The organism is Micromonospora sp. NBC_01392, from assembly GCF_045040125.1.
Taxonomy (GTDB): Bacteria; Actinomycetota; Actinomycetes; order Mycobacteriales; family Micromonosporaceae; genus Micromonospora.
This window is the reverse complement of sequence record NZ_CP109549.1, coordinates 7,010,456-7,035,958: the sequence shown is the minus strand read 5'-3', so window position 1 is coordinate 7,035,958 and position 25,503 is coordinate 7,010,456. Positions and strand designations below refer to the sequence as shown.

Annotated in this window: 21 protein-coding genes; 13 read left to right on the top strand and 8 right to left on the bottom strand. The window is 72.3% G+C overall.

The annotated features are described in order from the left end of the window. The first annotated feature begins 156 nt into the window (after window positions 1-156). The 5 genes from OG767_RS30930 to OG767_RS30910 all read left to right on the top strand — a co-directional run bounded on the left by OG767_RS30930 (window position 157) and on the right by OG767_RS30910 (window position 6,115). Window positions 157-1,830 carry an ABC transporter substrate-binding protein gene (locus OG767_RS30930; protein WP_281934232.1) on the top strand — a complete coding sequence of 558 codons (1,674 nt, stop codon included), beginning with the start codon at window positions 157-159 and terminating at the stop codon, window positions 1,828-1,830. A 104-nt stretch (window positions 1,831-1,934) separates the two neighbouring features. Next, complete coding sequence (locus OG767_RS30925) at window positions 1,935-2,942, top strand: ABC transporter permease (protein WP_405091594.1); 1,008 nt, start codon at window positions 1,935-1,937, stop codon at window positions 2,940-2,942. 95 nt (window positions 2,943-3,037) lie between these two features. Beyond that, entirely contained in the window at window positions 3,038-3,979 is a 942-nt protein-coding gene (locus OG767_RS30920; protein ID WP_405094358.1) for an ABC transporter permease, read from the top strand. Between the two features lie 43 nt (window positions 3,980-4,022). Then, window positions 4,023-5,009, top strand: a complete 987-nt coding sequence (locus OG767_RS30915) for an ABC transporter ATP-binding protein (protein WP_281934235.1) — start codon at window positions 4,023-4,025, stop codon at window positions 5,007-5,009. Then, complete coding sequence (locus tag OG767_RS30910; protein WP_405091593.1) at window positions 5,006-6,115, top strand: ABC transporter ATP-binding protein; 1,110 nt, start codon at window positions 5,006-5,008, stop codon at window positions 6,113-6,115. The genes OG767_RS30915 and OG767_RS30910 overlap by 4 nt, the downstream gene beginning before the upstream one ends. Window positions 6,116-6,168: 53 nt before the next feature. On the opposite strand, the gene OG767_RS30905 is transcribed toward OG767_RS30910, so the two are convergent. Both OG767_RS30905 and OG767_RS30900 read right to left on the bottom strand, forming a co-directional pair. Beyond that, the gene (locus OG767_RS30905; RefSeq protein ID WP_405091592.1) at window positions 6,169-6,630 is read right to left on the bottom strand and encodes a hypothetical protein; all 462 of its coding nucleotides are present in this window, start codon (window positions 6,628-6,630) and stop codon (window positions 6,169-6,171) included. Further along, a complete protein-coding gene (locus tag OG767_RS30900; RefSeq protein WP_405091591.1) occupies window positions 6,612-7,271 on the bottom strand; it encodes an HNH endonuclease family protein in 660 nt (219 codons plus the stop codon). Before OG767_RS30900 ends, OG767_RS30905 begins: the two co-directional genes overlap by 19 nt. 103 nt (window positions 7,272-7,374) lie before the next feature. On the opposite strand from OG767_RS30900, the gene OG767_RS30895 reads away from it, so the two are divergent. Beyond that, on the top strand, window positions 7,375-8,817 hold the full coding sequence (locus OG767_RS30895; protein ID WP_281934241.1) for an MFS transporter: 1,443 nt from the start codon (window positions 7,375-7,377) through the stop codon (window positions 8,815-8,817). Between the two features lie 111 nt (window positions 8,818-8,928). On the opposite strand, the gene leuA is transcribed toward OG767_RS30895, so the two are convergent. Both leuA and OG767_RS30885 read right to left on the bottom strand, forming a co-directional pair. Continuing rightward, window positions 8,929-10,668, bottom strand: a complete 1,740-nt coding sequence (gene leuA / locus OG767_RS30890; RefSeq protein ID WP_405091590.1) for a 2-isopropylmalate synthase — start codon at window positions 10,666-10,668, stop codon at window positions 8,929-8,931. Between the two features lie 237 nt (window positions 10,669-10,905). Then, a complete protein-coding gene (locus OG767_RS30885) occupies window positions 10,906-12,180 on the bottom strand; it encodes an MFS transporter (protein WP_405091589.1) in 1,275 nt (424 codons plus the stop codon). Window positions 12,181-12,251: 71 nt separating this feature from the next. Between OG767_RS30885 and OG767_RS30880 the strand changes: the two genes are divergently transcribed. Continuing rightward, window positions 12,252-13,244, top strand: coding sequence for an ArsR family transcriptional regulator (locus OG767_RS30880; protein WP_405091588.1), 993 nt, complete (start codon window positions 12,252-12,254; stop codon window positions 13,242-13,244). A 30-nt stretch (window positions 13,245-13,274) separates the two neighbouring features. Here the strand turns inward: OG767_RS30880 and OG767_RS30875 are convergent, their stop codons facing one another. Beyond that, window positions 13,275-13,805 carry a nitroreductase family protein gene (locus OG767_RS30875; protein ID WP_405091587.1) on the bottom strand — a complete coding sequence of 177 codons (531 nt, stop codon included), beginning with the start codon at window positions 13,803-13,805 and terminating at the stop codon, window positions 13,275-13,277. Between the two features lie 83 nt (window positions 13,806-13,888). Beyond that, complete coding sequence (locus OG767_RS30870; RefSeq protein WP_405091586.1) at window positions 13,889-14,653, bottom strand: hypothetical protein; 765 nt, start codon at window positions 14,651-14,653, stop codon at window positions 13,889-13,891. Between the two features lie 273 nt (window positions 14,654-14,926). On the opposite strand from OG767_RS30870, the gene OG767_RS30865 reads away from it, so the two are divergent. Then, window positions 14,927-16,192, top strand: a complete 1,266-nt coding sequence (locus OG767_RS30865; protein ID WP_281934251.1) for an aspartate kinase — start codon at window positions 14,927-14,929, stop codon at window positions 16,190-16,192. Window positions 16,193-16,197: 5 nt separating this feature from the next. Next, entirely contained in the window at window positions 16,198-17,256 is a 1,059-nt protein-coding gene (locus OG767_RS30860; protein WP_405091585.1) for an aspartate-semialdehyde dehydrogenase, read from the top strand. Window positions 17,257-17,535: 279 nt separating this feature from the next. On the opposite strand, the gene OG767_RS30855 is transcribed toward OG767_RS30860, so the two are convergent. Then, the gene (locus OG767_RS30855; protein WP_405091584.1) at window positions 17,536-18,993 is read right to left on the bottom strand and encodes a diguanylate cyclase domain-containing protein; all 1,458 of its coding nucleotides are present in this window, start codon (window positions 18,991-18,993) and stop codon (window positions 17,536-17,538) included. A 163-nt stretch (window positions 18,994-19,156) separates the two neighbouring features. On the opposite strand from OG767_RS30855, the gene OG767_RS30850 reads away from it, so the two are divergent. The 4 genes from OG767_RS30850 (at window position 19,157) to OG767_RS30835 (ending at window position 23,457) form a co-directional block, all read left to right on the top strand. Next, the gene (locus OG767_RS30850; protein WP_405091583.1) at window positions 19,157-19,936 is read left to right on the top strand and encodes a metallophosphoesterase; all 780 of its coding nucleotides are present in this window, start codon (window positions 19,157-19,159) and stop codon (window positions 19,934-19,936) included. 8 nt (window positions 19,937-19,944) lie between these two features. Next, on the top strand, window positions 19,945-20,730 hold the full coding sequence (locus OG767_RS30845) for a histone deacetylase (protein ID WP_405091582.1): 786 nt from the start codon (window positions 19,945-19,947) through the stop codon (window positions 20,728-20,730). A gap of 308 nt (window positions 20,731-21,038) precedes the next feature. Further along, a complete protein-coding gene (locus OG767_RS30840) occupies window positions 21,039-22,781 on the top strand; it encodes a bifunctional UDP-sugar hydrolase/5'-nucleotidase (RefSeq protein WP_107159640.1) in 1,743 nt (580 codons plus the stop codon). A 202-nt stretch (window positions 22,782-22,983) separates the two neighbouring features. Continuing rightward, entirely contained in the window at window positions 22,984-23,457 is a 474-nt protein-coding gene (locus OG767_RS30835; RefSeq protein WP_405091581.1) for a hypothetical protein, read from the top strand. A 41-nt stretch (window positions 23,458-23,498) separates the two neighbouring features. Here OG767_RS30835 and OG767_RS30830 read toward each other — a convergent pair whose 3' ends face one another. After that, a complete protein-coding gene (locus tag OG767_RS30830) occupies window positions 23,499-25,421 on the bottom strand; it encodes a hypothetical protein (RefSeq protein WP_405091580.1) in 1,923 nt (640 codons plus the stop codon). Window positions 25,422-25,503: the final 82 nt, after the last annotated feature.

Genomic DNA, 25,503 nt, shown 5'->3' with positions numbered 1-25,503 from the left:
CCGCCACCGGGCCGTGATGTGAGGCGGCCTCGGAAGGTGTCGGCTTGATAGCGATTGCCCTTCGCCCGTTCCTCTTCTGTGTGACATGCCATAACCTCCCGCTCACGGACTGAGTCACAGCTCGGCGTGAATACATGCGCATGACAGAGGTGAGAGATGCAGGCGAGCAGGCTGAAAACGGCCGTGGCCCTCGCGGCCGCGGCCGCCCTGGCGGTCGGTGCGTCCGGGTGCGCCAAGAGCGACCGGGACGACGAGGGTGGGAGCGGCGCCAAGAGCGGCGGCACCTTCGTCTTCGCAGGTGCCGGGGACCCGAAGAACTTCGACCCGATCTTCAACGACGACGGTGAGTCGTTCCGGCCGATCCGCCAGATGTACGACACCCTCGTGCAGAACAAGCCCGGTACCGCCGAGCTTCAGGGTGCCCTGGCGGAGAGCTGGGAGCACGACCCGGACGGCAAGGTCTGGACCTTCAAGCTCCGCAAGGGCGTGAAGTTCCACGACGGCACCGACTTCAACGCCGCCGCGGTCTGCTTCAACTTCGACCGCTGGTTCAACATGAAGGGCGCTGCCGCCCAGTCGCAGATGATCTACTACTCGGACACGTTCGGCGGCTTCGCCAAGAACGAGGCCGAGGGCGTGGGCCAGCCGGTCTACAACAAGTGCGAGGCGAAGGACGACGGCACCGCCGTCGTCACGATGAACCAGTACAAGGGCGCCTTCCCGGGTGCCTTCGCGCTGACCGCGCTCTCCATCGCCAGCCCCGAGGCGCTGAAGAAGTACGACGCCGACACGGTGAAGCAGAACGGCGACTCGTTCGAGTACAGCGCGTTCGCCAACGAGCACCCGGTGGGCACCGGTCCGTTCAAGTTCGCGGGCTGGGACAAGACCAAGGGTGAGATCACCCTGGAGCGCAACGCCGACTACTGGGGCGAGAAGGCCAAGGTCGACAAGCTCGTCCTCAAGATCATCAAGGACGAGAACACCCGGAAGCAGGAGCTGCGCGCCGGCACCGTCCAGGGCATCGACTTCCCGGCCCCGGCCGACCGGAAGGCGCTGTCCGGCGAGGGCTACCAGGTCCTCGACCGTCCCGCGTTCAACATCCTCTACCTGGGCATCAACCAGAAGAACCCGAAGCTGAAGGACCTGCGGGTCCGGCAGGCGATCGCGTACGCGCTCAACCGCCAGCAGCTCGTCCAGACCAAGGGCCCGGGTGGCACCAAGGTCGCCGACGAGTTCATGCCGGACACCGTGCTCGGCTACGCCCCGGACGTGCAGAAGTACGACTACAACCCGGAGAAGGCCAAGCAGCTGCTCAAGGAGGCGGGCGCGGAGAAGTTGACCCTCAACTTCTACTACCCCACCGACGTGTCGCGGCCGTACATGCCGAACCCGCAGGAGATCTTCACCGTGCTGGCCAACGACCTGAAGGCCGTGGGCATCACGGTCAACGGGGTGGCCCGGCCGTGGAACGGCGGCTACAAGGACGACGTGCAGCAGTTCGGCAAGCACGACCTGCACCTGCTCGGCTGGACCGGTGACTACAACGACCCGGGCAACTTCGTCGGCACGTTCTTCGGCCGCGGCAAGGTCGAGTTCGGCGACCAGGGCATGACCGAGATGTTCGAGGCCATCACCAAGGCCGACGCCACGGTCGACGAGGCCGGCAAGAAGGCCGCCTGGGAGCAGGTCAACCGCGACATCGCCACCAAGTGGCTGCCGGCCGTGCCGGTCTGGCACGCCCCGCCGGCCATCGTGGTCACCAAGGACGTCAAGGGTCTCGTCGCCAGCCCGCTGACCGACGAGCGGTTCAACACCGTCAGCGTCGGCTGAGGCAGCATCCACCGCTGACGCCACACGCGGAATCGGCCCGGGCCGGGCTCTCGCTCCCGGCCCGGGCCGACCCGCTGTTCAACCGAGAATCTGGTGTGTGAGAGATGTTGCGAGTCATAGTTCGCCGCCTGTTGCAGCTGGTGGTGACCCTGATAGGGCTGTCCGCGCTGGTCTTCGTCTGGCTGCGGAACCTGCCCGGCGGCCCGATCGAGGCGCTGCTCGGTGAGCGGGCCACGCCGGAGCGGCGCGCGCTGCTGGTCAAGGCGCTCGGCTACGACCAGCCGATCCTGGTGCAGTACGCCAAGTTCATGCAGCGGCTGGTGACCGGCGACTTCGGCAACTCGATCCGGAGCGGCGACCCGGTCACCGAGGTGATCGGCCGCGCGTTCCCGGCGACCGTCGAGCTGGCCGCCGCCGCCATGATCATCGCGATCGGGCTCGGGGTGCCGCTCGGCTACCTGGCCGCCCGGCACCGCGGCCGGCTGCTCGACAACCTGAGCATCGGCGGCACCCTGCTCGGCATCTCGATCCCGATCTTCTTCCTGGGCTACCTGCTCAAGGACGTGTTCACGCAGAACATGCACCTGTTCCCGCCGTCCGGCCGGATCAGCACCGGGATGGACAACACCGACGTCACCGGCTTCTTCGTGCTCGACGGGCTGCTCACCCGGGAGTTCGACGCCACCAGTGACGCGTTGTGGCACCTGATCCTGCCGGCGATCACGCTGGCCACCATCCCGCTCGCGGTCGTCGTCCGGATCACCCGGGCCAGCGTGCTCGACGTCCTCAACGAGGACTTCGTCCGTACCGCCGAGGCGAAGGGGCTGCGGCACAAGACCATCCGCGGCCGGCACATCCTGCGCAACGCGCTGCTGCCGGTGGTCACCACCATCGGCCTGCAGACCGGCGCGTTGCTCTCCGGGGCCGTGCTCACCGAGCGGGTCTACAACTGGGGCGGTCTCGGGACGCTGATCTACGACTCGATCAGCGGCGGTCGCGACTACCCGGTGCTCCAGGCGCTGATCCTGCTGGCCGCGCTGGTCTTCGTGGTGGTCAACCTCCTGGTCGACCTCTCCTACGCCTTCATCGACCCGAGGGTGCGTGTGCGATGAGCGATCCGATCACCCGGCCCACCGTGGGCTCGCCGCGCGAGAGCGTGGACCCGTCGGCCGTCACCGAGAAGCCCGAGGGCACCCTGCCCCGCGGCCTGGACCGGCTCGGCGAGCGCAAGCGCGCCCGGCTGGAGCAACTGGCCCAGGCCACCGCCGACAAGGGCGGCGTCAGCCTGGTCCGGGACGCGTTCCGCCGGCTGCGGCGCAACCCGACCGCGATGGTCGGCGCGGCGATCGTGGCGCTCTTCGTGCTGGTCGCGATCTTCGCGCCGCTGCTGGCGCCGCACGACCCGGCGCAGCGCTTCGACGAGCTGACCCGCAACCTGACCGTCGACAACATCCCCGGCGCCAGCAGCGAGTTCCCGCTCGGCTCCGACCCCCTCGGCCGGGACTTCCTGTCCCGGATGATCCACGGCAGCCGCCAGACGCTGTTCGTCGGCGTGCTCGCGACGCTGATCGGGCTGGTCCTGGGCGTGCTGGTGGGCGCGCTCGCCGGCGCGTTCGGCGGTTGGGTCGACAACATCCTGATGCGCTTCACCGACGTCATGCTGGCCCTGCCGGCGCTGCTGCTGGCGATCAGCCTGGTGGCCCTGGCCAGCCGGTCCAGCCAGTGGACGGTCATCCTCGCGGTGGCCATCGTGAACGTGCCGATCTTCGCCCGGCTGCTGCGCGGTTCGATGCTCGCCCAGCGGGAGAGCGACCACGTGCTGGCCGCCCGCGCGCTCGGCGTCAAGCGCGGGGCGATCGTGCTGCGGCACATGCTGCCCAACGCGATGACCGCGGTGATCGTGCAGGCGACCCTGACGCTCTCCACCGCGATCCTGGAGGCCGCGTCGCTCTCCTTCCTCGGCCTCGGTGACCCCGACATCAACCGCGCCGAGTGGGGGCTGATGCTCGGCGTGGACGGTCAGCGGTACTTCGAGGTCCGCCCGGAGCTGGCCTACTTCCCGGCCGCCGCGATCATCGTGGTCGCGCTCGGCTTCACCCTGCTGGGCGAGGGCATGCGCGAGGCGATCGACCCGAAGAGCCGGCGGTGAGCGCGGTGTGGACCAACGACCAGCACGGTGAGGACGTGACCCGATGAGCCTGCTCGACGTACGCGACCTGAGCGTCGTGTTCCAGCGCAAGGGTGAGCGGCCGTTCACCGCTGTCGACGAGGTCAGCTTCAGCGTGGAGCCGGGGCAGACGGTCGGCCTGGTCGGTGAGTCCGGCTGCGGCAAGAGCGTCACCAGCCTGGCGATCATGGGCTTGTTGCCGAAACGCGGCAACAAGGTCACCGGCGAGGTGAACTTCGACGGCGCCGACCTGCTGAAGCTGCGCCCGGAGGACCTGCGGGACCGGCGCGGCCGGGACATCGGCATGATCTTCCAGGACCCGCTCTCCTCGCTGAACCCGGTCATCCCGATCGGCACCCAGGTGGCCGAGGTGCTCGAACGGCACCGGGGCATGGACCGCAAGGTGGCGCTGAAGGAGGCCCGGGAACTGCTCGACGCGGTCGGCATCCCGGACCCGACCCGGCGGTTGAAGGAGTACCCGCACCAGATCTCCGGCGGCATGCGGCAGCGCGCGCTGATCGCCATCGCGCTGGCCTGCAAGCCGCGGCTGCTGATCGCCGACGAGCCGACGACCGCGCTGGACGTGACGATCCAAGCGCAGATCCTCACGCTGCTCAAGCAGCTCGTCGACGAGACCGGCACCGCGCTGATCATGATCACCCACGACCTGGGCGTGGTGGCCGGGCTCTGCGACACGGTCAACGTGCTCTACGGCGGCAAGATCGTGGAGCGGGCGGCCCGGCACGAACTGTTCGCCCGGCCCCGGCACCCGTACACGCACGGGCTGCTCAACTCCGTGCCGAGGCTCGACTCGCCGCGCGGTGAGCGGCTGCACGCCATCCGCGGCTCGGTGGCCGACAACATCCCGTGGGCGGAGGGCTGCGCGTTCGCCCCCCGGTGCGACAACGTGGTGGACGCCTGCCTCGACGGGCCGCCCCCGCTGGAGCCCACCGCGAACGGCGGCGACCTGCGCTGCAACAACCCCGTTTCCGAGGAGGTGGCGGTCCCGTGACCGAGTCGACCGAGCGGACGACCGAACCCCTGATCGAACTGCGCGACGTCAAGGTCCACTTCCCGATCAAGAGCGGCGTGCTCGTCGACCGGACCATCGGGCACGTCTACGCCGTCGACGGTGTCTCGCTCACCATCAACAAGGGCGAGACGTACGGGCTGGTGGGCGAGTCGGGCTGCGGCAAGTCCACGCTCGGCCGGGGCCTGCTGCGGCTGGTCGAACCGACCGCCGGGGAGATCGTCTTCGACGGCACCGACCTGCGCTCGCTCAAGGCCGAGCCGATGCGCCGGATCCGCCGCCGCATCCAGATGATCTTCCAGGACCCGCTGTCCAGCCTCGACCCCCGGCAGTCGGTGGAATCGCTGCTGGTCGAGGGCCTCAAGGCGCACGGCCTGGCGAAGGACAAGGCGGCCGTCGACAAGCGGCTCCGGGACGCGCTCGCCGCGGTCGGCCTGCCCGCGTCCGCGCTCAGCAAGTATCCGCACGAGTTCTCCGGCGGCCAGCGCCAGCGCATCGGCATCGCCCGCGCGCTGGTGCTCGAACCGGACCTGATCGTCGCCGACGAGCCGGTGTCCGCGCTGGACGTGTCGATCCAGGCCCAGGTGCTCAACCTGCTCGACGAGTTGCAGGAGGAGCGCGGCCTCACGTACCTGATCATCGCGCACGACCTGGCGGTGGTCCGGCACATCGCCGACACGGTCGGGGTGATGTACCTCGGCGGCCTGGTGGAGGAGGCGTCCAGCGACGACCTCTACCGGGAGCCGATGCACCCGTACACCCGGGCGCTCATGTCGGCGGTGCCGGTGCCCGACCCGCAGGTGGAGGACCGCCGGGAGCGGATCCTGCTCGCCGGCGACCTGCCGTCACCGGCGAACCCGCCGGCCGGCTGCCGGTTCCACACCCGCTGCCCGTGGGCCCAGCCCACCCGCTGCGCCGGCGAGCGGCCCGCGCTGCGCGAGGTGCTCGACGGGCACCGGGTGGCCTGCCACTACGCCGAGGACATCGCGGCCGGGCGGATCCGGCCGCACGAGGTGGAGCCGGAACTGGTCCGGCCGGACGACGGGGCGGCGCCGGGCGACACCGGCGAACTCATCCCCACCCCGTGACACGACGACGCGTCGGCCCGTCCCGTCGGGGCGGGCCGACGCGTCCGGCGCTCTCAGCCCTCGGGGCGGTTCAGCAGGCCCACCGCGACCGTGTGCACCGCGTCCAGCGCGGCCGGGTCGGCAAGCGGCGCCGAGCCGCCGGTGACCGCGTACCACTCGTCGGCGTCCTTGTACTGCACCCGCAGCGCCACCCGGCCGTCAGCGTGCTCGGTGCGCAACGTCAGCTCCCCGGTCACCACACCCACCTCGTCGGTCATCACCCCGCCCGGGCCGGCGGTGATGTCGGCGGTGCGGTTCGCCGGGCCGGCCGGAGCGCCCGGCGCGGCGTCGGCGGACATGCCCGCCCCGGAGACGTCGGCGGGCGCGGCCTGCTGGCCGTCCGCGGTCATCCCGGCCGAGGCCGGACCGGTCGGGGTCGGGTCGGTGCCGGCCGCCGCGGCGTCGTCGCCGGAGGCGTCCGGCGTCTTCTCCGGCGCCGGTGTGCCACCCGCCCCGGTCACGGCTTGCTCGCCCATGTGCAGCCCTCCAGCATGTCGGTGAGGGCGGCCTTCTCGGCACTTGTCACCGTCAGCCGCCAGTAGTGCTTGACCGTCACCCAGTCCGCCGCGTACTGGCACCAGTACGACCGGTTCGCCGGCTTCCACTGGGACGGGTCCTGGTCACCCTTTGCCCGGTTGGAGCGGAGGGAAACCGCGATGAGCTGCGGCCGGGTCTGGTCGTTGGCGAAGTCGCCGCGCTTCGAGTCCTCCCACTCGTCCGCGCCGGACCGCCACGCGTTGGCCAGCGGCACGATGTGGTCGATGTCCACGTCCGACGGGTCGGTCAGCACCACCCCGTCGTAGGCGCTCTCCCACCGCCCGCCCACCACGTTGCACCCGGAGAGCTTGATGTTCTCCCCGTCGCGTTGCAGCACGGTGTCCCGGACGTCGCAGTTCTTACCGGTGTCCCGCCAGTGCGGGAACCGGGAGCGGCTGTAGCCCTTCATCGACCCGGCCGAGGCCACGGTCAGCTCACCGAGCTGCTGGTTCACGTTCCCGGAGGCGCTCGGCGGCGCATCCGGCTCGGTGACCGAGCCGTCGCAGCCGACAGCGCCGAGGGCGAGCACCGCGGTGAGCGCGGCGGTCAGCCCGGCTCGGACTCCTGATCTCGTACGCACAGACGACACCTCTCCAGCTTGCGGGCTCCGGGCGAGTCCGCACAGTACCCGGCGGCGGTTTCCGTGATTCGTGGCGTAGGTGGGGGGATCACGGGCAGAGTGGATGGACGTGACATCTGCCGCTCCCGCACTGCGTACCCGCTCGGCCGCCGGACGCGGCACGCTGCTCGCCGCGATCCTCGCCTCCGGCATGGTGTTCCTGGACAGCACCGTGGTCAACGTGGCGCTGCCGCGCCTCGGCGCCGAACTGGACGCCACCGTCGCGGGTCTGCAATGGACCGTGAACGGCTACCTGCTCATGCTCGCCGCGTTCGTGCTGCTCGGCGGCGCGCTCGGCGACCGGTTCGGCCGGCGGCGGATCTTCCTGCTCGGGGTGGTCTGGTTCGCGGTCGCCTCGGTGCTCTGCGGGCTGGCCCAGGGCACCGGCTGGCTCATCGCCGCCCGGTTCCTCCAGGGCGCCGGCGGGGCGCTGCTCACCCCCGGCTCGCTCTCCGTGCTCCAGGCCAGCTTCCACCCCGACGACCGGGGCCGGGCCATCGGCACCTGGTCCGGCCTCTCCGGCGTGTCCACCGCGCTCGGGCCGCTGGTCGGTGGCTGGCTGATCGACGCGCTCTCCTGGCGGTGGATCTTCTTCGTGAACCTGCCGCTGGCCGTGGGCGTGGTGCTCGCCGCGATGCGCTGGGTGCCGGAGAGCCGGGACGAGGCGGTCTCGCGTACCGGTGGACACGGCGGATTCGACGTGGCCGGCGCGTTGCTCGGCGCGCTGGCGCTCGGCGGGATCACGTACGCGCTGATCGACGCGCCGGCGCGCGGCGCCGCCCCGGCGGTGCTGGCCGCCGCCGTGGTCGGACTGGCCGCCGTGGCGGCCTTCGTGCTGGTCGAGCGGCGGCGCGGGGACCGCGCGATGCTGCCCACCGGGCTGTTCTCCAGCCGACTCTTCTCGGTGCTCAACATCTTCACCGTGGTGGTGTACGCGGCGCTCGGCGGGTTCACCTTCTTCCTCGCCGTCTACCTCCAGAACGTGGTCGGCTGGTCGGCGCTGCTCACCGGCCTGGCCACGGTGCCGATGACGCTGCTGCTGCTGGTCGGCTCGCCCCGGGCCGGCGCGCTCTCCGCCCGGATCGGCCCCCGGCTGCCGCTCACCGTCGGCCCGGTGGTCGCCGCCGCCGGCCTGCTGCTGCTGCGCCGCGTCGGACCGGGCGCGTCGTACTGGGTGGACGTGCTGCCCGGCGTGGCGCTGTTCGGCGCCGGGCTCACGTTGGTGGTCGCGCCGCTGACGACGAGCGTGCTCGGTGCCGTGGCGGACCGGTTCGCCGGGGTGGCGAGCGGCTTCAACAACGCCGCCTCCCGGGCCGGCGGCCTGCTCGCGGTGGCCGCGCTGCCGTTGCTGGTCGGCCTCTCCGGCACCGGGTACGAGCAGAAGGGCGCGCTTGCCGACGCGTACCGGGGCGCGCTGCTGTGGTGTGCGTGCCTGCTGCTGGCCGGCGCCCTGCTCGCCGCGCTGCTCATCCACCGCCCCCGGGTGAAAGGAGGGGCCCCTTCTTAACGCCTCCGGTAGAGAAGGGGCCCCATCTCACACTCGGGCCATTCGGGCGCGGGCGTTAAGAGGGGGCCCCTCCTATGCAGAATGCGTTAAGAAGGGGCCCCTCCTTGCACGTCAGGCGCGGGTGCGGTTGACGGCGCTGGTGACCGCCTTGATGGAGGCGGTGACGATGTTGGCGTCCACCCCGACGCCCCACACCGTCCGGCCGTCCACCTCGCACTCCACGTACGCGGCGGCCTGCGCGTCACCGCCGGAGGCGAGCGCGTGCTCGTGGTAGTCGAGCACCCGTACCGCCACGCCCAGCGACTGCAACGCGTTGACGTACGCGTCGATCGGGCCGTTGCCGACCGCGGTGAGCGCACGGGTCTCGCCGCCGAAGCCGACCCGGGCGTCGATCTCGACCTTGCCGTCGACGGTGCCGATGGTGTAGCCGGCCAGCGTGACCGCCGGGTCGACCTGGTGGTCGACCAGGTAGTTGCGGGCGAAGATCTCCCACATGGTGCCCGGCTCGACCTCGCCGCCGTCGTGGTCGGTGACCGCCTGCACCACGCCGGAGAACTCGATCTGGAGGCGGCGCGGCAGGTCGAGCTGGTGCTCGGACTTCATGATGTACGCGACGCCGCCCTTGCCGGACTGCGAGTTGACCCGGATGACCGCCTCGTAGGTGCGGCCCAGGTCCTTCGGGTCGATCGGCAGGTACGGCACCGCCCAGGTGAACTCGTCGACCGGCACCCCGGCCGCCGCGGCGTCGGCGTGCAGCGCGGCGAAGCCCTTGTTGATCGCGTCCTGGTGGGAACCGGAGAACGCGGTGTAGACCAGGTCGCCCGCGTACGGGTGGCGCTCGTGCACCGGGAGCTGGTTGCAGTACTCGACCGCGCGCCGGATCTCGTCGATGTTCGAGAAGTCGATCATCGGGTCGATGCCCTGGGAGAACAGGTTCAGGCCCAGCGTCACCAGGTCCACGTTGCCGGTGCGCTCGCCGTTGCCGAACAGGCAGCCCTCGATCCGGTCGGCGCCGGCCAGCAGGCCCAGCTCGGCGGCGGCCACGCCGGTGCCCCGGTCGTTGTGCGGGTGCAGGCTCAGCGACAGGCTGTCCCGTCGGGGCAGGTGCCGGTGCATCCACTCGATCGAGTCGGCGTAGACGTTCGGCATCGCCATCTCGACAGTGGCCGGCAGGTTGACGATCAGCTTCCGGTCCGGGGTCGGGTCGACCACCTCGATCACCGCCGCGCAGACCTCCAGCGCGTACTCCAGCTCGGTGCCGGTGTAGGACTCCGGCGAGTACTCGTAGTGGATGTCGGTGTCCGGGGTGTGGATCTCCGCGTACTTCTGGCAGAGCCGCGCGCCCTGGGTGGCGATGTCGGTGATGCCGTCGCGGTCCAGGCCGAAGACCACCCGGCGCTGGAGCGTCGAGGTGGAGTTGTAGAAGTGCACGATGGCCCGGCGGGCGCCGCGCAGCGACTCGAACGTGCGCTCGATCAGGTGCTCCCGGCACTGGGTGAGCACCTGGATGGTGACGTCCTCCGGGATCAGGTCCTGCTCGATGAGCTGCCGGACGAAGTCGTAGTCGGTCTGGCTGGCCGACGGGAAGCCGACCTCGATCTCCTTGTAACCCATCTGCACCAGGAGCTGGAACATCCGGCGCTTGCGCTCGGGCGACATCGGGTCGATCAGCGCCTGGTTGCCGTCGCGGAGGTCGACGGCGCACCAGCGGGGCGCGGCCTCGACGCGGTGGGTCGGCCAGGTGCGGTCCGGCAGTTCGACCCGGAACTGCCTGTCGTACGGGAGGTAACGGTGCACCGGCATGCGGCTGGGGCGCTGCTGGGCGAACGGATCGGTGACAGGTTGAGCCATCTCGGAGTGCTCCCTGGAACATGTGGCGTCAGCAGATCGGAAGGTGTCGGCGAGGTGCCGGGCGACGGTGCGCGGCGGTGCCGAGGAGAAGTTCGGATGTGCTGGACGGCGCGGTTCAACTCCGCGACGAGGTGCCGGCCGGTCAGGCCTCGTCGCGGCGACCAAGGAGAAGGTACGCCTGCCACATGACAGGGTCACCCTACGTGGTGGGACGGACGGTGGGAAGGCCGGTCCGGACTATGGGACCAGAGTCACCGCTTCGGTGGACGCGGGCGTCGCGCCCAGCCGGGGCGTCCGCTCCGCCCGGGCCACCGCCGGCCCGATCACCAGCCCGACCAGCACGAAGATCGCCGCCGCCGGGTACCAACCCCAGCCGCCGGTGCTCACGCCGAGCGCGGTCAGCCCGGCCGGCGCGACCAGGAACTGCACCTGGGAACCGAGCCCGAACGCGCCGACGTACGCGCCGCGCTGGGCGGCCGGTGGCAGCGTGGCGGTGAGCCCCCACGTGCCCGCCGACTCGATCAGCTCGGCCAGGATGAGCAGCGTCGCGGCGGCCACCAGCACCACCACGGTGAGTAGCCCCCGGGTCTGCCCGGAGACCGGCACGACCACGCAGAACAGGGCGATCAGCAGCGCGCCCCGGCGGGACGCCCGGGCCGCCCCCTGCGCGCTGTCCGCGCCCCGGCTGGCCCGCACCTGGAGCAGTACGATCAGCACGGTGTTGAGCAGCACCAGCGCGGCGATCAGCGTCTTCGGCGCGTCGGTGCGGGTGAGGATCCACAGCGGCAGCACGGTCAGGTAGAGCGTCTGGTGTGCGGTGAGCAGCCCGGACAGCAGCGCGACGGTCATGAACGGGCGGTCGCGCAGCACCGCCAGCCGGCTCGTCGGCTCGGTCGGGCGGGCCACCTCCGGCAGCCGGGGCAGCCGCCGGACGAAGCCGGCGGTCACCAGGAAGACGGTGGCGATGAACCAGACCATCCCCCGGTACGCCCAGATCGTGTCGACGGCCAGCACCAGGCCGCTGATCAGGGCGCCCAGCCCGAAGCCGACGTTCAGCGAGGAACGCTGGTAGGCCATCGCGGTGACCCGTTCCTCCGGCCGCAGCACGTTGATCGAGTAGACCTGGCGGGCGGTGCCGGCGGCGGCGCCCACCACGGCCAGCGCGAGCACCACGGCGAGGAACCCGGCGAAGCCGCCGACGAGCGGGTACGAGGCGAACAGCGCCGCGTCGAGCAGCAGGCCGACGATCCACACCCGCTGCGGGCCGTACCGGTCGGTGAGCGCGCCCAGCGGGACGGTGCCGAGCAGGGACGCCCCGGCGGCGAGCGAGAGGCCGAGACCCACCTGCGCCGGACCGAGCCCCAGCGCCCGGGTGAAGAAGACCGCGCTGCCGGCCTGGAACAGGCCGTTGCCGACGGCGTTCACCATGGCCTGCACGGCCAGGGCGCGGGTCAACCCGGCCGGCGGTACGACGTGCCGGACGGCGGTGTTGATGCTCTCTCTGGCCCCCATGGCCGCTGAGCAAACCGGGGCCACGCGCTCCGGTCGAGCCATTTAGGCTGGGCCGAATCCTGCGTCCGGGGGTGCGTGTGTCCGAGTTGCGGTTCACCGTGGCCGACGTCGCCGGCGTACGGTTCGCCGTGTCGCCGGCCAACGAGACGGTCATGAGCATGTGGGCGGTGCGCGACCCGGTCGGGCACGCGGTGCACCTGCCCTGGATCGACCGGGCCCGGGTCACGCTGCGCCGCCCGGAGGTGGCCGCCCGGGTCCGCCCGTTGGTGGAGCTGACCTGGCCGCGTCGCTGGCTGCCCGACTTCCTCACCCCGGCGGCCCGACCCGACGTGGGGATGGCCGAGCAGCTCGACCAGATCGCGGCGACGCCGCCGCAGGTCGTGGTCCAGGATCTGCTGGCGACCGTGCCGAGCGGGCCGCTGAGCCCGTTCGGGGCGGCGCTGCTCGCCGACCCGCGCGGCCTGCTGCCGCAGCTCGTCGACGCGGTGCGGGTCTGGCACGACGAGGCCATCGCGCCGGACTGGCCTCGGATGCGGGCGCTGCTCGACGCCGACGTGGCCTACCGGGCGGCCCAGCTCGCCGAGGGCGGCGCGGGCCGGTTGTTCGCGCAACTCCATCCGAGCCTGCGCTGGCTCGGCGACCGGGTGGTCAGCGACGACCCGTTCGAGCGCGACTTCGACCTGCGTGGCCGAGGGCTGGCGCTGAACCCGGGGGTGTTCACCTACCGGCGGGTGCTGTGGAACCTGCTGGAGGACTCGCTGCCCGGCGGGGCGTATCCGGTCCGGGCGATCGGGACGCTCTGGGAGCGCGCCCCGGCCCCGCTCGGCGACCCGCTGGCCCGGGTGCTCGGCGCCGGCCGGGCCACGTTGTTGCCGCTGCTCGACGCGGCGGTGACCACGACCGACCTGGCCCGGCTCACCGGGATGTCGGCCGGGAACGTCTCCCAGCACCTGTCCGCGCTGCACGCCGCCGGGCTGGTGGCCCGGTTCCGGGCCGGGCGGCGCGTGCTCTACCGCAACACCGAGGTCGGCGCCGCCCTGCTGCGCGCCGCCCGGGGCACCTGAGCCGGCCGGGTCGGGTGCGGGCGGTCGCCGTCAGCGCAGCAGCAGGGCTGGGAGGGGTCGGCGGCAGCGGAGCGCGGTCTCCCGGGCGTACAGGTCGGGTGGGAGCGTGGCCGGGTCGCCGAGGCGACCGACCGCGGCCACCACCAGTGGCCGGACGTCGTCGGGCAGGTCCAACTCGGCGGCGAGACGGCGACGGTCCAGGCGGGTGACCTGGCGGACGTGCAGGCCGAGCGCGGTGGCCTGCACGGTGAGGTGGGCGACGGCCTGGCCCAGGTCGTACGCGCTGCGCTCCGGGTCGCCGCCGGCGTGCGCGGCGAGCAGCAGGGCGGCGGCGTGCCGGGCCCAGCCCTGGTCGGTGTCGGGCAGGCCGACCAGGATCCGCTTCCACGTCTCGGCCTGCCGGCGCCCGAGCGCGAACCGCCACGGCTGCGCGTTGCCGGCCGAGGGCGCCCAGCGGGCCGCCTCCAGCAGCACGGCCGCCTCGTCGGCGGTCAGCTCGGCGTCGGGGTCGAACGCACGAGGGCTCCAGCGGAAAGCGAGCAGCGGGGTCAGGTCGGTCATGGGTAGAGCGTCCCTGATGCCCGCTTTGTCATCCGAATCAGGGTGGAGTGATGTGGGCAATGCAACCCGTAACGGACAAAGTGCTACGACGTTCCCGGCGTCGGCGCGTCCCGGCCCACCGGCTCCCCCTCGCTCACCGCCCCGGCCAGCTCGACGGTCGCCGGCGCCGGGCCGGGCGAGCCGGTCAGCGTGAGGCTGCCGAGCGTGGCGCGGACCGCCACCGGGGTGCCGTCCTCACCGAAGCAGTAGACGCCCACGTCCAGCGGTGCGTTCAGCGAGGCCGAGGTGGAGTCGACCGCGTAGCACCGGCCGGTGACGCCGGCCGGCGGCGGGGCGGGGGAGACCGCCAGCGGGGCCCGCCGGTCGGTGAGCACCTCCAGCCAGTCGGTGAACGGGTGCTGCACGCGCGGGTCCAGCCGGCGGGGCACCGCGTCGTCGGCGTCACCGAGGCGTACGCAGCCGGCGGGCCCCGTCCAACCGGCCGAGGGCAGGGCGCACTGGAAGAGCCCGTCCGAGGTGGCGGCGAGCGAGACGTCGACCGTGCCGTCCCGCCCCCAGCCGGGCACGTCGACCCGCCAGCTTCCGTCGTTCCCGCTGGTCACCGCCACCGTGCGGGTGGGGCCGTCGGGCGGCGTGAACGCGTACGTGGCGGTGAGGTGCCGGTCCTGCGCGGCGGCGGCCAACCCGGCCAGCTCGTCGCGGGCGGCGTCGACCTGCACCGGCACGGGATCGACGGTGCCGGCCGGCGCCGAACCCGGCGGGTCGGCGACGCAGGCGGCCAGCAGCGTCGGCAGGGTGAGCGCGAGTGCGCCGGACAGCCGGCGGGCCGCGCGTCGATGAGCGTGCACCGGGTCATTCTGCGGTGCGACGGTGGCTCCGGTCAGCCCACCGTACGGCTGTACCGCTTGGCGTGTCGCACGACGTCCGGGCCGGTGCCGCCGGGTGTGCCGCCTGACGCCCGGGGCTGGTGAGCCGCCCCACGCCGGGCCGGATGGTGGGATCACCCGACCCGGCCGCACGGCCCGCCCGATACCCTGAGGGCGTCTGACACGCGCCGCCGGACCTTCAGACCCGGCGGCGTCGGCACGCTCAGGGTCGTCACCGGGAGGGAGTGCACAGTCGTGGCACTCGTGGTGCAGAAGTACGGCGGGTCCTCCGTCGCCAACGCCGAGCGGATCAAGCGGGTGGCCGAGCGCATCGTGGCGGCCCGCAAGGCGGGCGACGACGTGGTCGTGGTGGTCTCCGCCATGGGCGACACCACCGACGAGCTGCTCGACCTGGCCAACCAGGTCAGCCCGCTGCCGCCCGGCCGCGAGCTGGACATGCTGCTCACCGCCGGGGAGCGGATCTCCATGGCGCTGCTCGCCATGGCCATCCACAACCTGGGGTACGAAGCCCGCTCGTTCACCGGTTCCCAGGCCGGCGTGATCACCACCTCGGTGCACGGCCGCGCCCGGATCATCGACGTGACCCCGGGGCGGCTCAAGGGCGCGTTGGACGAGGGCGCGGTGGTGATCGTCGCCGGCTTCCAGGGTGTCTCGCAGGACACCAAGGACGTCACCACGCTCGGCCGGGGCGGCTCGGACACCACCGCGGTGGCGCTTGCCGCCGCGCTGCACGCGGACGTCTGCGAGATCTACACCGACGTGGACGGCATCTTCTCCGCCGACCCGCGGATCGTGCCGAACGCCCGGCACATCAAGCACATCACCTACGAGGAGATGCTGGAGCTGGCCGCCTGCGGCGCGAAGGTGCTGCACCTGCGCAGCGTCGAGTACGCCCGGCGCGCGGGGTTGCCGATCCACGTCCGTTCGTCATACTCGACCAACACCGGCACCATGGTCACCGGATCGATGGAGGACCTTCCCGTGGAACAGGCACTGATCACCGGGGTCGCCCACGACCGCAGCGAGGCGAAGATCACCATCGTCGGGGTGCCCGACGAGCCGGGCGCCGCCGCGCGGATCTTCGACACCGTGGCCGGTGCCGAGATCAACATCGACATGATCGTGCAGAACGTCTCCACCGAGGGCACCGGCCGCACCGACATCTCGTTCACGCTGCCCAAGGCGGACGGGCCGACCGCGATGGCCGCGCTCAGCAAGATCCAGGAGCCGGTCAAGTTCAAGGGCCTGCTCTACGACGACCACGTCGGCAAGGTCTCCCTGATCGGCGCCGGCATGCGTTCCCACCCGGGCGTCGCCGCCGGCTTCTTCGCCGCGCTCGCCACCGCCGGCGTGAACATCGAAATGATCTCCACGTCCGAGATCCGGGTCTCCGTGGTCTGCCGGGACACCGATCTCGACAAGGCGGTCAAGTCGATCCACGACGCCTTCGAGCTGGGTGGTGACACCGAAGCCGTCGTCTACGCCGGCACCGGGCGGTAGCGCGCATGCCGTCGCTGCCCACCCTCGCCGTGGTCGGGGCGACCGGTGCCGTCGGCACCGTGATGTGCCAGATCCTCTCCTCCCGCCGCAACGTGTGGGGCGAGATCCGGCTGCTCGCCTCCGAGCGCTCGGTCGGCCGCCGGGTGCCGTGCCGGGGTGAGGAGCTGACCGTCCGGGCGCTCACCGCCGACGCGTTCGACGGCGTCGACGTGGCGATGTTCGACCTGCCCGACGACGTCTCGGCCGAGTGGGCGCCGATCGCGGTGTCCCGGGGCGCGGTGGTGGTGGACAACTCCGGCGCGTTCCGGATGGACCGGGACGTGCCGCTGGTGGTCCCCGAGATCAACCCTGATCAGGTACGCAACCGGCCCAAGGGGATCATCGCCAACGCCAACTGCACCACGCTGGCGATGATCGTGGCGATCGCCCCGCTGCACCGCGAGTACGGCCTGCGCGAGCTGGTCCTCGCCTCCTACCAGTCGGCCTCCGGGGCGGGGCGGACCGGGGTGGACGCGCTGCACCTCCAACTCGGCAAGATCGCCGGTGACCGGGCGCTCGGCTCCCGGGCCGGCGACGTACGCCAGGCGGTCGGCGAGGAACTGGGCCCGTTCCCGGCCCCGTTGGCGCTCAACGTGGTGCCCTGGGCCGGCTCGCTCGGTGACGGCGGCTGGTCCTCCGAAGAGTTGAAGCTCCGTAACGAGTCCCGCAAGATCCTCGGCCTGCCCGACCTGAAGGTCTCCGCGACCTGCGTACGGGTGCCGGTGGTGACCGGTCACTCGGTCGCCGTGCACGCGGTCTTCGCCACCGAGGTGGCCGCCGAGGGGGCCCGCGAGGCGTTGCGCAACGCGCCGGGCGTGATCCTGGTCGACGACCCGGCCGCCGGGGAGTTCCCGATGCCGATCGACGCGGTCGGCACCGACCCGTCCTGGGTCGGCCGCATCCGCCGGGCGGTGGACGACCCGCGCGCGCTGGACCTGTTCGTGACCGGCGACAACCTCCGCAAGGGCGCCGCCCTCAACACCGCCCAGATCGCCGAACTCCTGGCCAAGGAACTAACCCCCTAACCCCGCGCCCCTCGCGCCCTGCACCCCGCGCCCCTCGCGCCCTGCACCCGCGCGCCTCGCGCGCCTCTCGCGCGCGCCCACATTCACGGAAAGAGTGGCTATGCGGGCCCGAATAGCCACTCTTTCCGTGAAACAGGGCGCGGGGCGGGGAGGGCGCGGGAGGGCGCGGGGCGGGGAGGGGGCGGGAGGGCGCGGGGCGGGGAGGGCGCGGGAGGGCGCGGGGCGGGGAGGGCGCGGGGCGGGGAGGGGCAGCAGGGTGGAGCGGGTGGGGCGGGTGGGTCAGGCGGCGGATAGGTGGACGCCGTCTCGGCCGTGCCGCTTCACCGCGTAGAGGGCCTGGTCGGCGCGGTGCAGGGTGCGCTCCGGGGGCTCGTCGGGGCGGGGCAGCGCGATGCCGACGCTGATCGTCCGCCCGGTGCGGCGGGCCGCCTCGGTGAGCCGCTCGGCGATCCGGACCGCCTCCTGCGGATGGCTCACCTCGATCACCGCGAAGAACTCGTCGCCGCCGGTCCGGTACAGCTCGTCGCCCTGCCGCAGCGCGCCCTCCAGCGCCCGGGCCAGTCCCACCAGCAGCCGGTCGCCGGCCTGGTGGCCGTACGTGTCGTTGACGTGCTTGAACCCGTCCACGTCGATGGCCAGCAGCGCGGTACGCCCCGGCGTGGCGGTGGCGATCCGCTGCCCGAACGGGCCGGTGTGCCGCAGCCCGGTGAGCGGGTCCGAACTGGCCTGCTCGCGCAGCCGCGCCAGCGTCCGTAGCCGGTCCAGACAGGTCCACGCCTGCCCGGCCAGCAGCTCGATCAGGTTGACCGTGGTCGGGTCGGGCCGCAGTGACCGTCCGTCGGCGACCAGCAGGACACCGCCGCTCGACGGCGTGCCGACCGGCACCGCCACCAGCGTGCGCGCGCCGGCCCGGGTCAGCGGCAGGTACTCCTCGGTCGGCGGGTGCCCCGCCTCGCCCAGCGTGTACGCCGACCCGTAGCGGTGGGCGCGGTCGATGATCCGGTCCAGCGTGGCGGGGCCGGCCTCGGCCAGCTCGGTCCGGATCCGCGCCTCCAGCTCCCCCGGGGTGTCGGTGGGCGCGCCCAGCCGGGGGCCACCGCGACCGGTGAGCACCAGCACGGCGGCGGAGAGCGCGGACACGTCCCGGGCCGCGGCGATGGCGGCGGTCATCAGGTCCCAGTCGGTTCCGGCGGCGGTGAACGCGGCGGCGTGCCGGAGCAGCTTCTCGCTGCGGCTCTCGGCGGGTGGGCCGCCGAGCGCCGCGATCCGGGCGCCGAGCCGGTCGGCCAGCCGCTTGGCGGTCTCCTGCCAGGGCGCCAGCGTGACCGGCTCGCTCCACTGGAGATCGAGCACGCCGATCGGGCGGCCGGCCGGGTCGCGTACCGGCACACAGAGTTCCGTGGTGACGTCCGGGCGGATCGGGAGGTAGTCGGGGTCGGCGGCGACGTCGGGCACGGCGGCGGTCTCGCCGGAGGCGTAGACCCGCCGCACCACCGACGGTTCGGGCCGGTGCCGGGCCGACCCGGCATCGTCGGCGGTCGCCGGGACGTGGGAGAAGACCTGCCAGGCGCCGGTGGCCGCGACGCACCGGAGGCGGTCGTGGACGCGGAGCAGGACGGAGGCGGTCGCCGGGGTGTGCCGGGCGAGCGCGGTGACGGTCCACTGGCACGCCTCCGGCACGGTCGACGCCGTGGGAAGGCGCACCGTGACGTCGCGGAGGACTCGCTCGTGATCCACGTCGTTCCTGCTCGGAGGGGGTGGGTTCGCGATCAAGCGTACTCAGCGGGACCGCCGTCGACCTTCGTACACATGTGCTATCCACAGGCTGTGGACGCGGCCTGTGGGCAACGCGTGGGCCGGGGCGGCGGTAGCGTGAGGGTCCCGGCCCGAGGAGGCGCCGATGCTCATCGCCCAGCTCAGCGATCCGCACGTGACCACAGGTCCGCTCGCTGCCGAGCCGGCGGCCGGCCTGCACCGGGCGCTCGGCACGGCGCTCGCCCTGCGCCCCCGGCCCGACTGCGTGGTGATCACCGGCGATCTCACCGGCCACGGCCGGCCGGACGAATACCTCGCCCTCCGCGAGATCGTCGGGCGGTTCCCGCTGCCGGTCCACCTGGCCGCCGGCAACCACGACGACCGCGAGTCGCTGCTCGACACGTTCGGCGGCACCCCCCACCTGGCCGGCGGGTTCTCCGCGCACTACCACGTCGACCACCCGGAGGCGACGCTCGTGGTACTCGACTCGCTCACCCCGGGCGGCTCCGGCGGTCGCCTCGGCGACGAGCAGCTCGACTGGCTCGACGGGGTGCTCGCCGGCCGGCTGGAGGCGCCCGCCGTCGTGTGCCTGCACCATCCGCCGGTCGCGGTGGGCCTCCCGGCCGCCGACGCCATCCGGCTCGCCGACGCCGACGCGCTCGCCGCCGTGATCGCCCGACACCCCCACGTCGTACGCGTCGCCGCGGGCCACCTGCACCGCCCGGTGACCAGCGCGTTCGCCGGTACGGTGCTGACCTGCGCGCCGAGCACCTGGATCCAGGCCAGCCTGACCATGGCCGACGGGGACGAGATCGGCTGGGTCGCCGAGCCGACCGGGTTCCTGCTGCACCGGGTCGCCGACGGTGGCTGCGTCACACACATCGTCCAGGTCAGTCACGCCGCCGGCCGGACGTGCGGCTTCTGACCGCTCCGGTGTCCCTGCTCTGGTATGTCGCGTACGGGTCGAACCTGCACGCCGCGCGGCTCGACCGGTACCTGCGCGGCGGGCGCCCGGCGGGCGGGCTGCGCACGTACCCGGGCTGCCGGGACTGCCGACCGCCGCGCCGGACGGTCCCGGCGCTGATCCCCGGCGGCGTCTACTTCGCCGGCGAGTCCCGCGCCTGGACCGGCGGAATGGCGTTCTACGACCCGGAGCTGCCCGGCCGGGCGGCGGTCCGCGGCTACCTGGTCACGGCCGAGCAGTTCGCCGACATCGCCGCCCAGGAGATGTACCGGCCGCCCGGCGCGGATCTGGCCGGGATCCGCGCGGCGGTCGCGACCGGGCGGGCCACGCTCGGTCCGGGCCGGTACGAGACGCTGCTGCGGGTCGGGGAGCGCGACGGCCGGCCGATGCTCACGTTCACCGCCCCGCACCGCGCGGTGGCGGTGCCCTGGACCCGACCCGCCCCGGTCTATCTCGGCATGCTGGCCCGAGGGCTGCGGGAGGCGCACGGCTGGGGTGTGGCGCGCACCGTCGACTATCTGTCCGGCCGGCCGGGTGTCGCCGGGCGGTGGAGCCGGGCGGCGCTCCGGACACTGGTCGGCGCCGCCCACGTCGCGGTCGCCGACCCGCCCTCCGGTGTCCAGGTCGAGTTCGGACAGTCCGCTCCGGCCGCCGGACCGGTGGACATGAACGGCCGTTCGGCCGGCGACGGATGGCCCGCCGGGAGTTTTTCCGGTCAGGAAGGTTGCCACAGCAACGTTTTCGGCGTGACATGAGCGACGGCGCCGGCTCCCTGGTCCCTGGGGGCCGGCGCCCTTTCGTGGCCGGCGTGCGCCGTGCGGGAATTTAACCCGACGGTCATGTCGGACTCGTCGGGCAGACCGGTACGGGTCGCCTGGTGCGGTGAACATTCCGAATGCCACCCCGGTCGACCTGCGGCCCGGTGGATGAGAAGCTACCCCGGGCGGGGCGGCGTTCCCCCGAGTGCCGCCTTCCGCGATCGACCCCTGTCACGGCACGCATCAGGGTCGCCGGGCGAACCATCGTCCGGGCAACCACGCGCCGGTATCTCACGAGGAGTTCCATGTCCGTCCCCGGGATGCGCCGCCGGGCCGCCGTCGGCCTGGCCGCACTCGCCGCGACCGCGTTCACCGCCGTCGCCGTCACCCCCGACCAGGCTGAGGCCCACTCGAAGCCGGTCGACGTCCAACTGCTCGCGATCAACGACTTCCACGGCAACCTGGAGCCGCCGACCGGCTCCAGCGGCACCATCGACGGGCAGGCCGCCGGTGGCGCCGAATACCTGGCCAGCCACCTGAAGGCCATGCGCGCCGCGGCGCAGGCGCAGGGCAAGGGCACCGTCACGGTCGCCGCGGGCGACCTGATCGGCGCCTCGCCGCTGCTCTCCGCCGCGTTCCACGACGAGCCCACCATCGAGGAGATGAACCTCGCCGGGCTCGAGTTCGCCAGCGTCGGCAACCACGAGTTCGACGAGGGCGCCAAGGAGCTGCTGCGGATGCAGCGCGGCGGCTGCCACCCGGTGGACGGCTGCGCCGACGGCACGCCGTTCGAGGGCGCGAAGTTCAAGTACCTCTCCGCCAACGCGTTCAAGACCTCCACCGGCCTGCCGCTGATGCAGCCGTTCGGCATCAAGATCGTCAAGGGTGTGCCGATCGGCTTCATCGGCATGACCCTGGAGGGCACTCCGAACATCGTCAGCCAGCAGGGCGTGGCCGGGCTGCGCTTCACCGACGAGGCCGACACCGCCAACAAGTACGCCAAGATCCTGCGGCTGCTCGGCGTCAAGAGCATCGTCGTGCTGCTGCACGAGGGTGGCGTGCAGAACGGCGGCGGCATCAACGACTGCACCGGGTTCAGCGGCCCGATCGTCGACATCGCCAACCGGATGGACCCGGCGATCGACGTGATCGTCAGCGGTCACACCCACGCCGCGTACAACTGCAACATCAACGGCAAGCTGGTCACCAGCGCCAGCTCGTTCGGCCGCCTCGTCACCGACATCAACCTGAAGATCGACCCGCGTACCCGGGACGTGGTCAGCGCGTCGGCGAACAACGTGGTGGTCACCCGGGACGTCGCCAAGGACCCGGCCTCGACCGAGCTGATCAGCCGGTACAAGACCGCGCTCGGCCCGGTGGCCGACCGGGTGGTCGGTGAGACCACCACCGCGATCACCAAGACCCAGGAGAACCTGTACCAGACCGGGGTCGACGCCAACGGCAAGCCGACGTACCAGACCGGTGAGTCGCCGCTGGGCAACGTGATCGCCGACGCCCAGCTCGCCGCCACCGACACCGAGCAGAACGCGGTCGCCGCGTTCATGAACCCCGGTGGTGTCCGCGCCGACCTCGACGCCGGCCCGGTCACCTACGCCGAGGCGTTCACCGTCCAGCCGTTCGCCAACAACCTGGTGACGCTGGACCTGACCGGCGCGCAGCTCTACTGCATGCTGGAGCAGCAGTTCACCGTGGCGCGGGTGCTCTACGCGTCCTCGTCCGTGCACTACGTGGTGGACGTCAACGGCACCACCGCGCCGGCCGGTACGCCGTGTGCCGGCAGCCGGGTGGTCCGGGGCAGCCTCACCATCAACGGCACCCCGGTGACCGACACCGCGACCTACCGGGTCACGGTGAACAACTTCCTCGCCGGTGGCGGCGACGGCTTCAGCGTCCTGACCGGCGGCACCAACGCGGTGACCGGCCAGATCGACCTGGACGCCTTCACCGCGTACCTGACCGAGAAGTCGCCGGTGTCCGCGCCGGCGCTGGACCGGATCCAGACCACCGCGGAGGTCCCCGCCGCCTGACCCGTACCGCCAGTGGGCCCCGGAGCAGTGCTCCGGGGCCCACTGCCGTCTCTTCCCCCACCGTCCCCACCGTCCCCACCCACCCTCGGCTCGTTGATCAAGGAGTTTGCGTCGAGAACGCGCCGCGCGGCGACGCAAACTCCTTGATCAACGAGTGGGGTGGGGAGGGGTGGGTAGAGGGCTGGTCTGCCATGCTGGGGCGGTGAGTGCGACGTGGCGTCATCTGCCTGCCCCGGCCCGCGAGATCGCCGCGAGCGCCACGGACGCGGTCGACGCCGCCCGGGACCGGGACGCCGAGGCGTACCGGCCGGCGGTGGAGCGGCTCGCCGCCGCCGACCGGGCCGGGCTGGTGCTCGGCGGCGCGGTGCGGCTGCTGCTGGAGGAGGGGCATCCGGACGGGCTGGACGGCGACGACGTACGCCAGGTGCTGGAGCGCTGCGTCCGGTCGGCCGCGACGTGGTGGCCCGAGGCCGACCCGCACGTGCTGCTGGTGCTGCTGGCCGGCGCGCTCGGCGTTTACGACCCGGGCGACGACGACAACCCGCCCGACCCGGCGGCGGTCGCCCGGCACGCCCCGCTGCTCGTCGCCGACCTGCTCACCGTCACCGGACGCCCGTTCGCCGACTACCTGAGCGCGGCGTTCGCCGAGGTGGCCCGCACCGAGCTGCACGACTGACGGGGCGGGGCGGACGGTCCCCGTCCACCCCGCCCCACCGGTCAGGCGGTGCCGGCGACCTCGAACGAGTACCAGTTGGCGTACTCGCTGAACGTGCCGTCGGCCTTGACCGCGAAGACCGTCAGGGTGATCCACCCGCTGGTCTGCGGCGTCCACGTCACGGTCGCCCGACCGTCACCGTCGGCGGTCACGTCGGTGAACTCGCCGTCGTCGCCGAACGCGTACCGGTAGGTCGCCACGTCGGTCCACCCGGGCGGCGGCGAGAAGGTGAAGGTGCCGGGCACCCCGACCCCGCCCACCGGGCTCCCGTCGGCCGGCTGTCCGTAGACGTCGGAACGCACCCCTGGCCACGGGTCGAAGTAGGCCCACCAGGAACGCTCCTCCGAGACGAACCCGTTGGCGCTGCGGCTGCGCACAGTGACCCGGTAGCCGTTCGGATCGGTGGCCCGGAAGCTGAAGTAGGCGACGCCGTCCTCGTCGGCCCGTCGAGTCTCCGGCGGGTCGTTGTTGAGAGTGATCTCGTACTCTTCCACCCCGGTGAGGCCAGCCGCCGGGGTGAGCCTCAGCAGCACGTCCTTGTTCCACTCCGGTGGTCCGTCCGGCGTCTCCACCTGCGGTGCCGACGACGGCACGTACACCTGGTAGACCACCGGCGTGGAGACGTTGCCGGCAAGGTCGATCGAGCGCACGGTGAGCCGCTGCGGGCCGGCGCCGTTCGGACTGAGGGTCACCGTCGCCGTGCCGCCTGGTGAGTCGGCCCGCACCGTGCCGGGATAGCTCAGCGGGTCGGGGCAGACCAGTTGGCCGAGGTCACCGCTCCACTCGCAGACGTTGACCCCGAGGTCCCCCCAGCGGTACTGGAAGCCCGCCACGTCCTTCTTGCCGTTGCCGGAGAACGTGAAGACACCCGGCTCGCCGGCCGGCACCCACTGGCCGGTCTCCGCGGAGGGGTAGTTCGACGACGTCACTGTCGGCGCCGCGGGCGCGGTGGCGTCATAGCTGAAGTAGCACTTCTTCGACCAGGCGGACGTGTCCGCGCCGTCGCCGACGCGTGCCTGCCAGACGTACGAGGTGCCGTCGGCCAGCGCGTCGGCAGGCAGTTGAACCGTGTTCGCCCGGCCCGAGCTGCCGTGCTCACCGCTCAGCTCCCGCCGCTGCTCCGGGTGACCGACCGGCCAGAACGCCACGTCGGTACGCAGGCTGCGCTGGTCCCACTCGTCGGCGTCGGAGCCGACCGCCTGGAGCACGTGGGCGAAGGAGCCGATCTTCGGGTACGGCCGCAACTGGGTGCAGGCGAAGCCGCCGTTGTAGAGGCGCGTGTTGTCGACCGTGGGCAACGAGTTGTACTGCACGCTGAGCTGGACCTGCTTGTACCAGTTCAGCTCACGCGCGTACGTCGGGTCCGACTCGTACTGCTCCGGCACCCGGAGCAGGAAGGTGATCCGCCGCTGCTTCTGCGCCACCGCCTCCTGGACGGCGGTGCCCACGTCGAAGGAGATGCTGGCCCGGGGGCAGTACTCCGGCGTCAGGATCTCGTCGAGCTTGCCGATCGGCTCCGGCTGCCGGTTCCAGGTGGGGGTAGCACCCACCTGCTTCGTACGCCAGATCTCGATCGCCCGCTTCGTGCAGTCCGCGGCGGTCTGCTCCTGGATGAAGACCTTTCCGCCGTAGATCTTCCGGCCACCCTCGAACTGGGACAGGTCGAAGGTGGCGTAGATCCGCGAGGTGTGCGACTTCCCGGCGTCGTCGACCCGGGTGCCGAGCGGCATGTTGACGCCCTCGGCCCAGTTGTACGCCTTCGCCGGAGTGGCCGAGTCGACCCAGCCGCCCTGCACCTGGGGTGGGGTGGTGTAGTGCGGCGCCGCCACGGCGGCGCCGTCGGTGGTGACGACCGTCAGCCCGGTGACCCCCAGGGTCAACCCGAGCAGGCCGATGAGGCCACGACGTGGCCTGACACTGAACACAGTGGATTTCCTCCCGTTGCCGTCCGGGCGCCCGCCCGGACAGTTACGGGCATCAAACCGTTCCCGTGCGGGGCGGGCAACG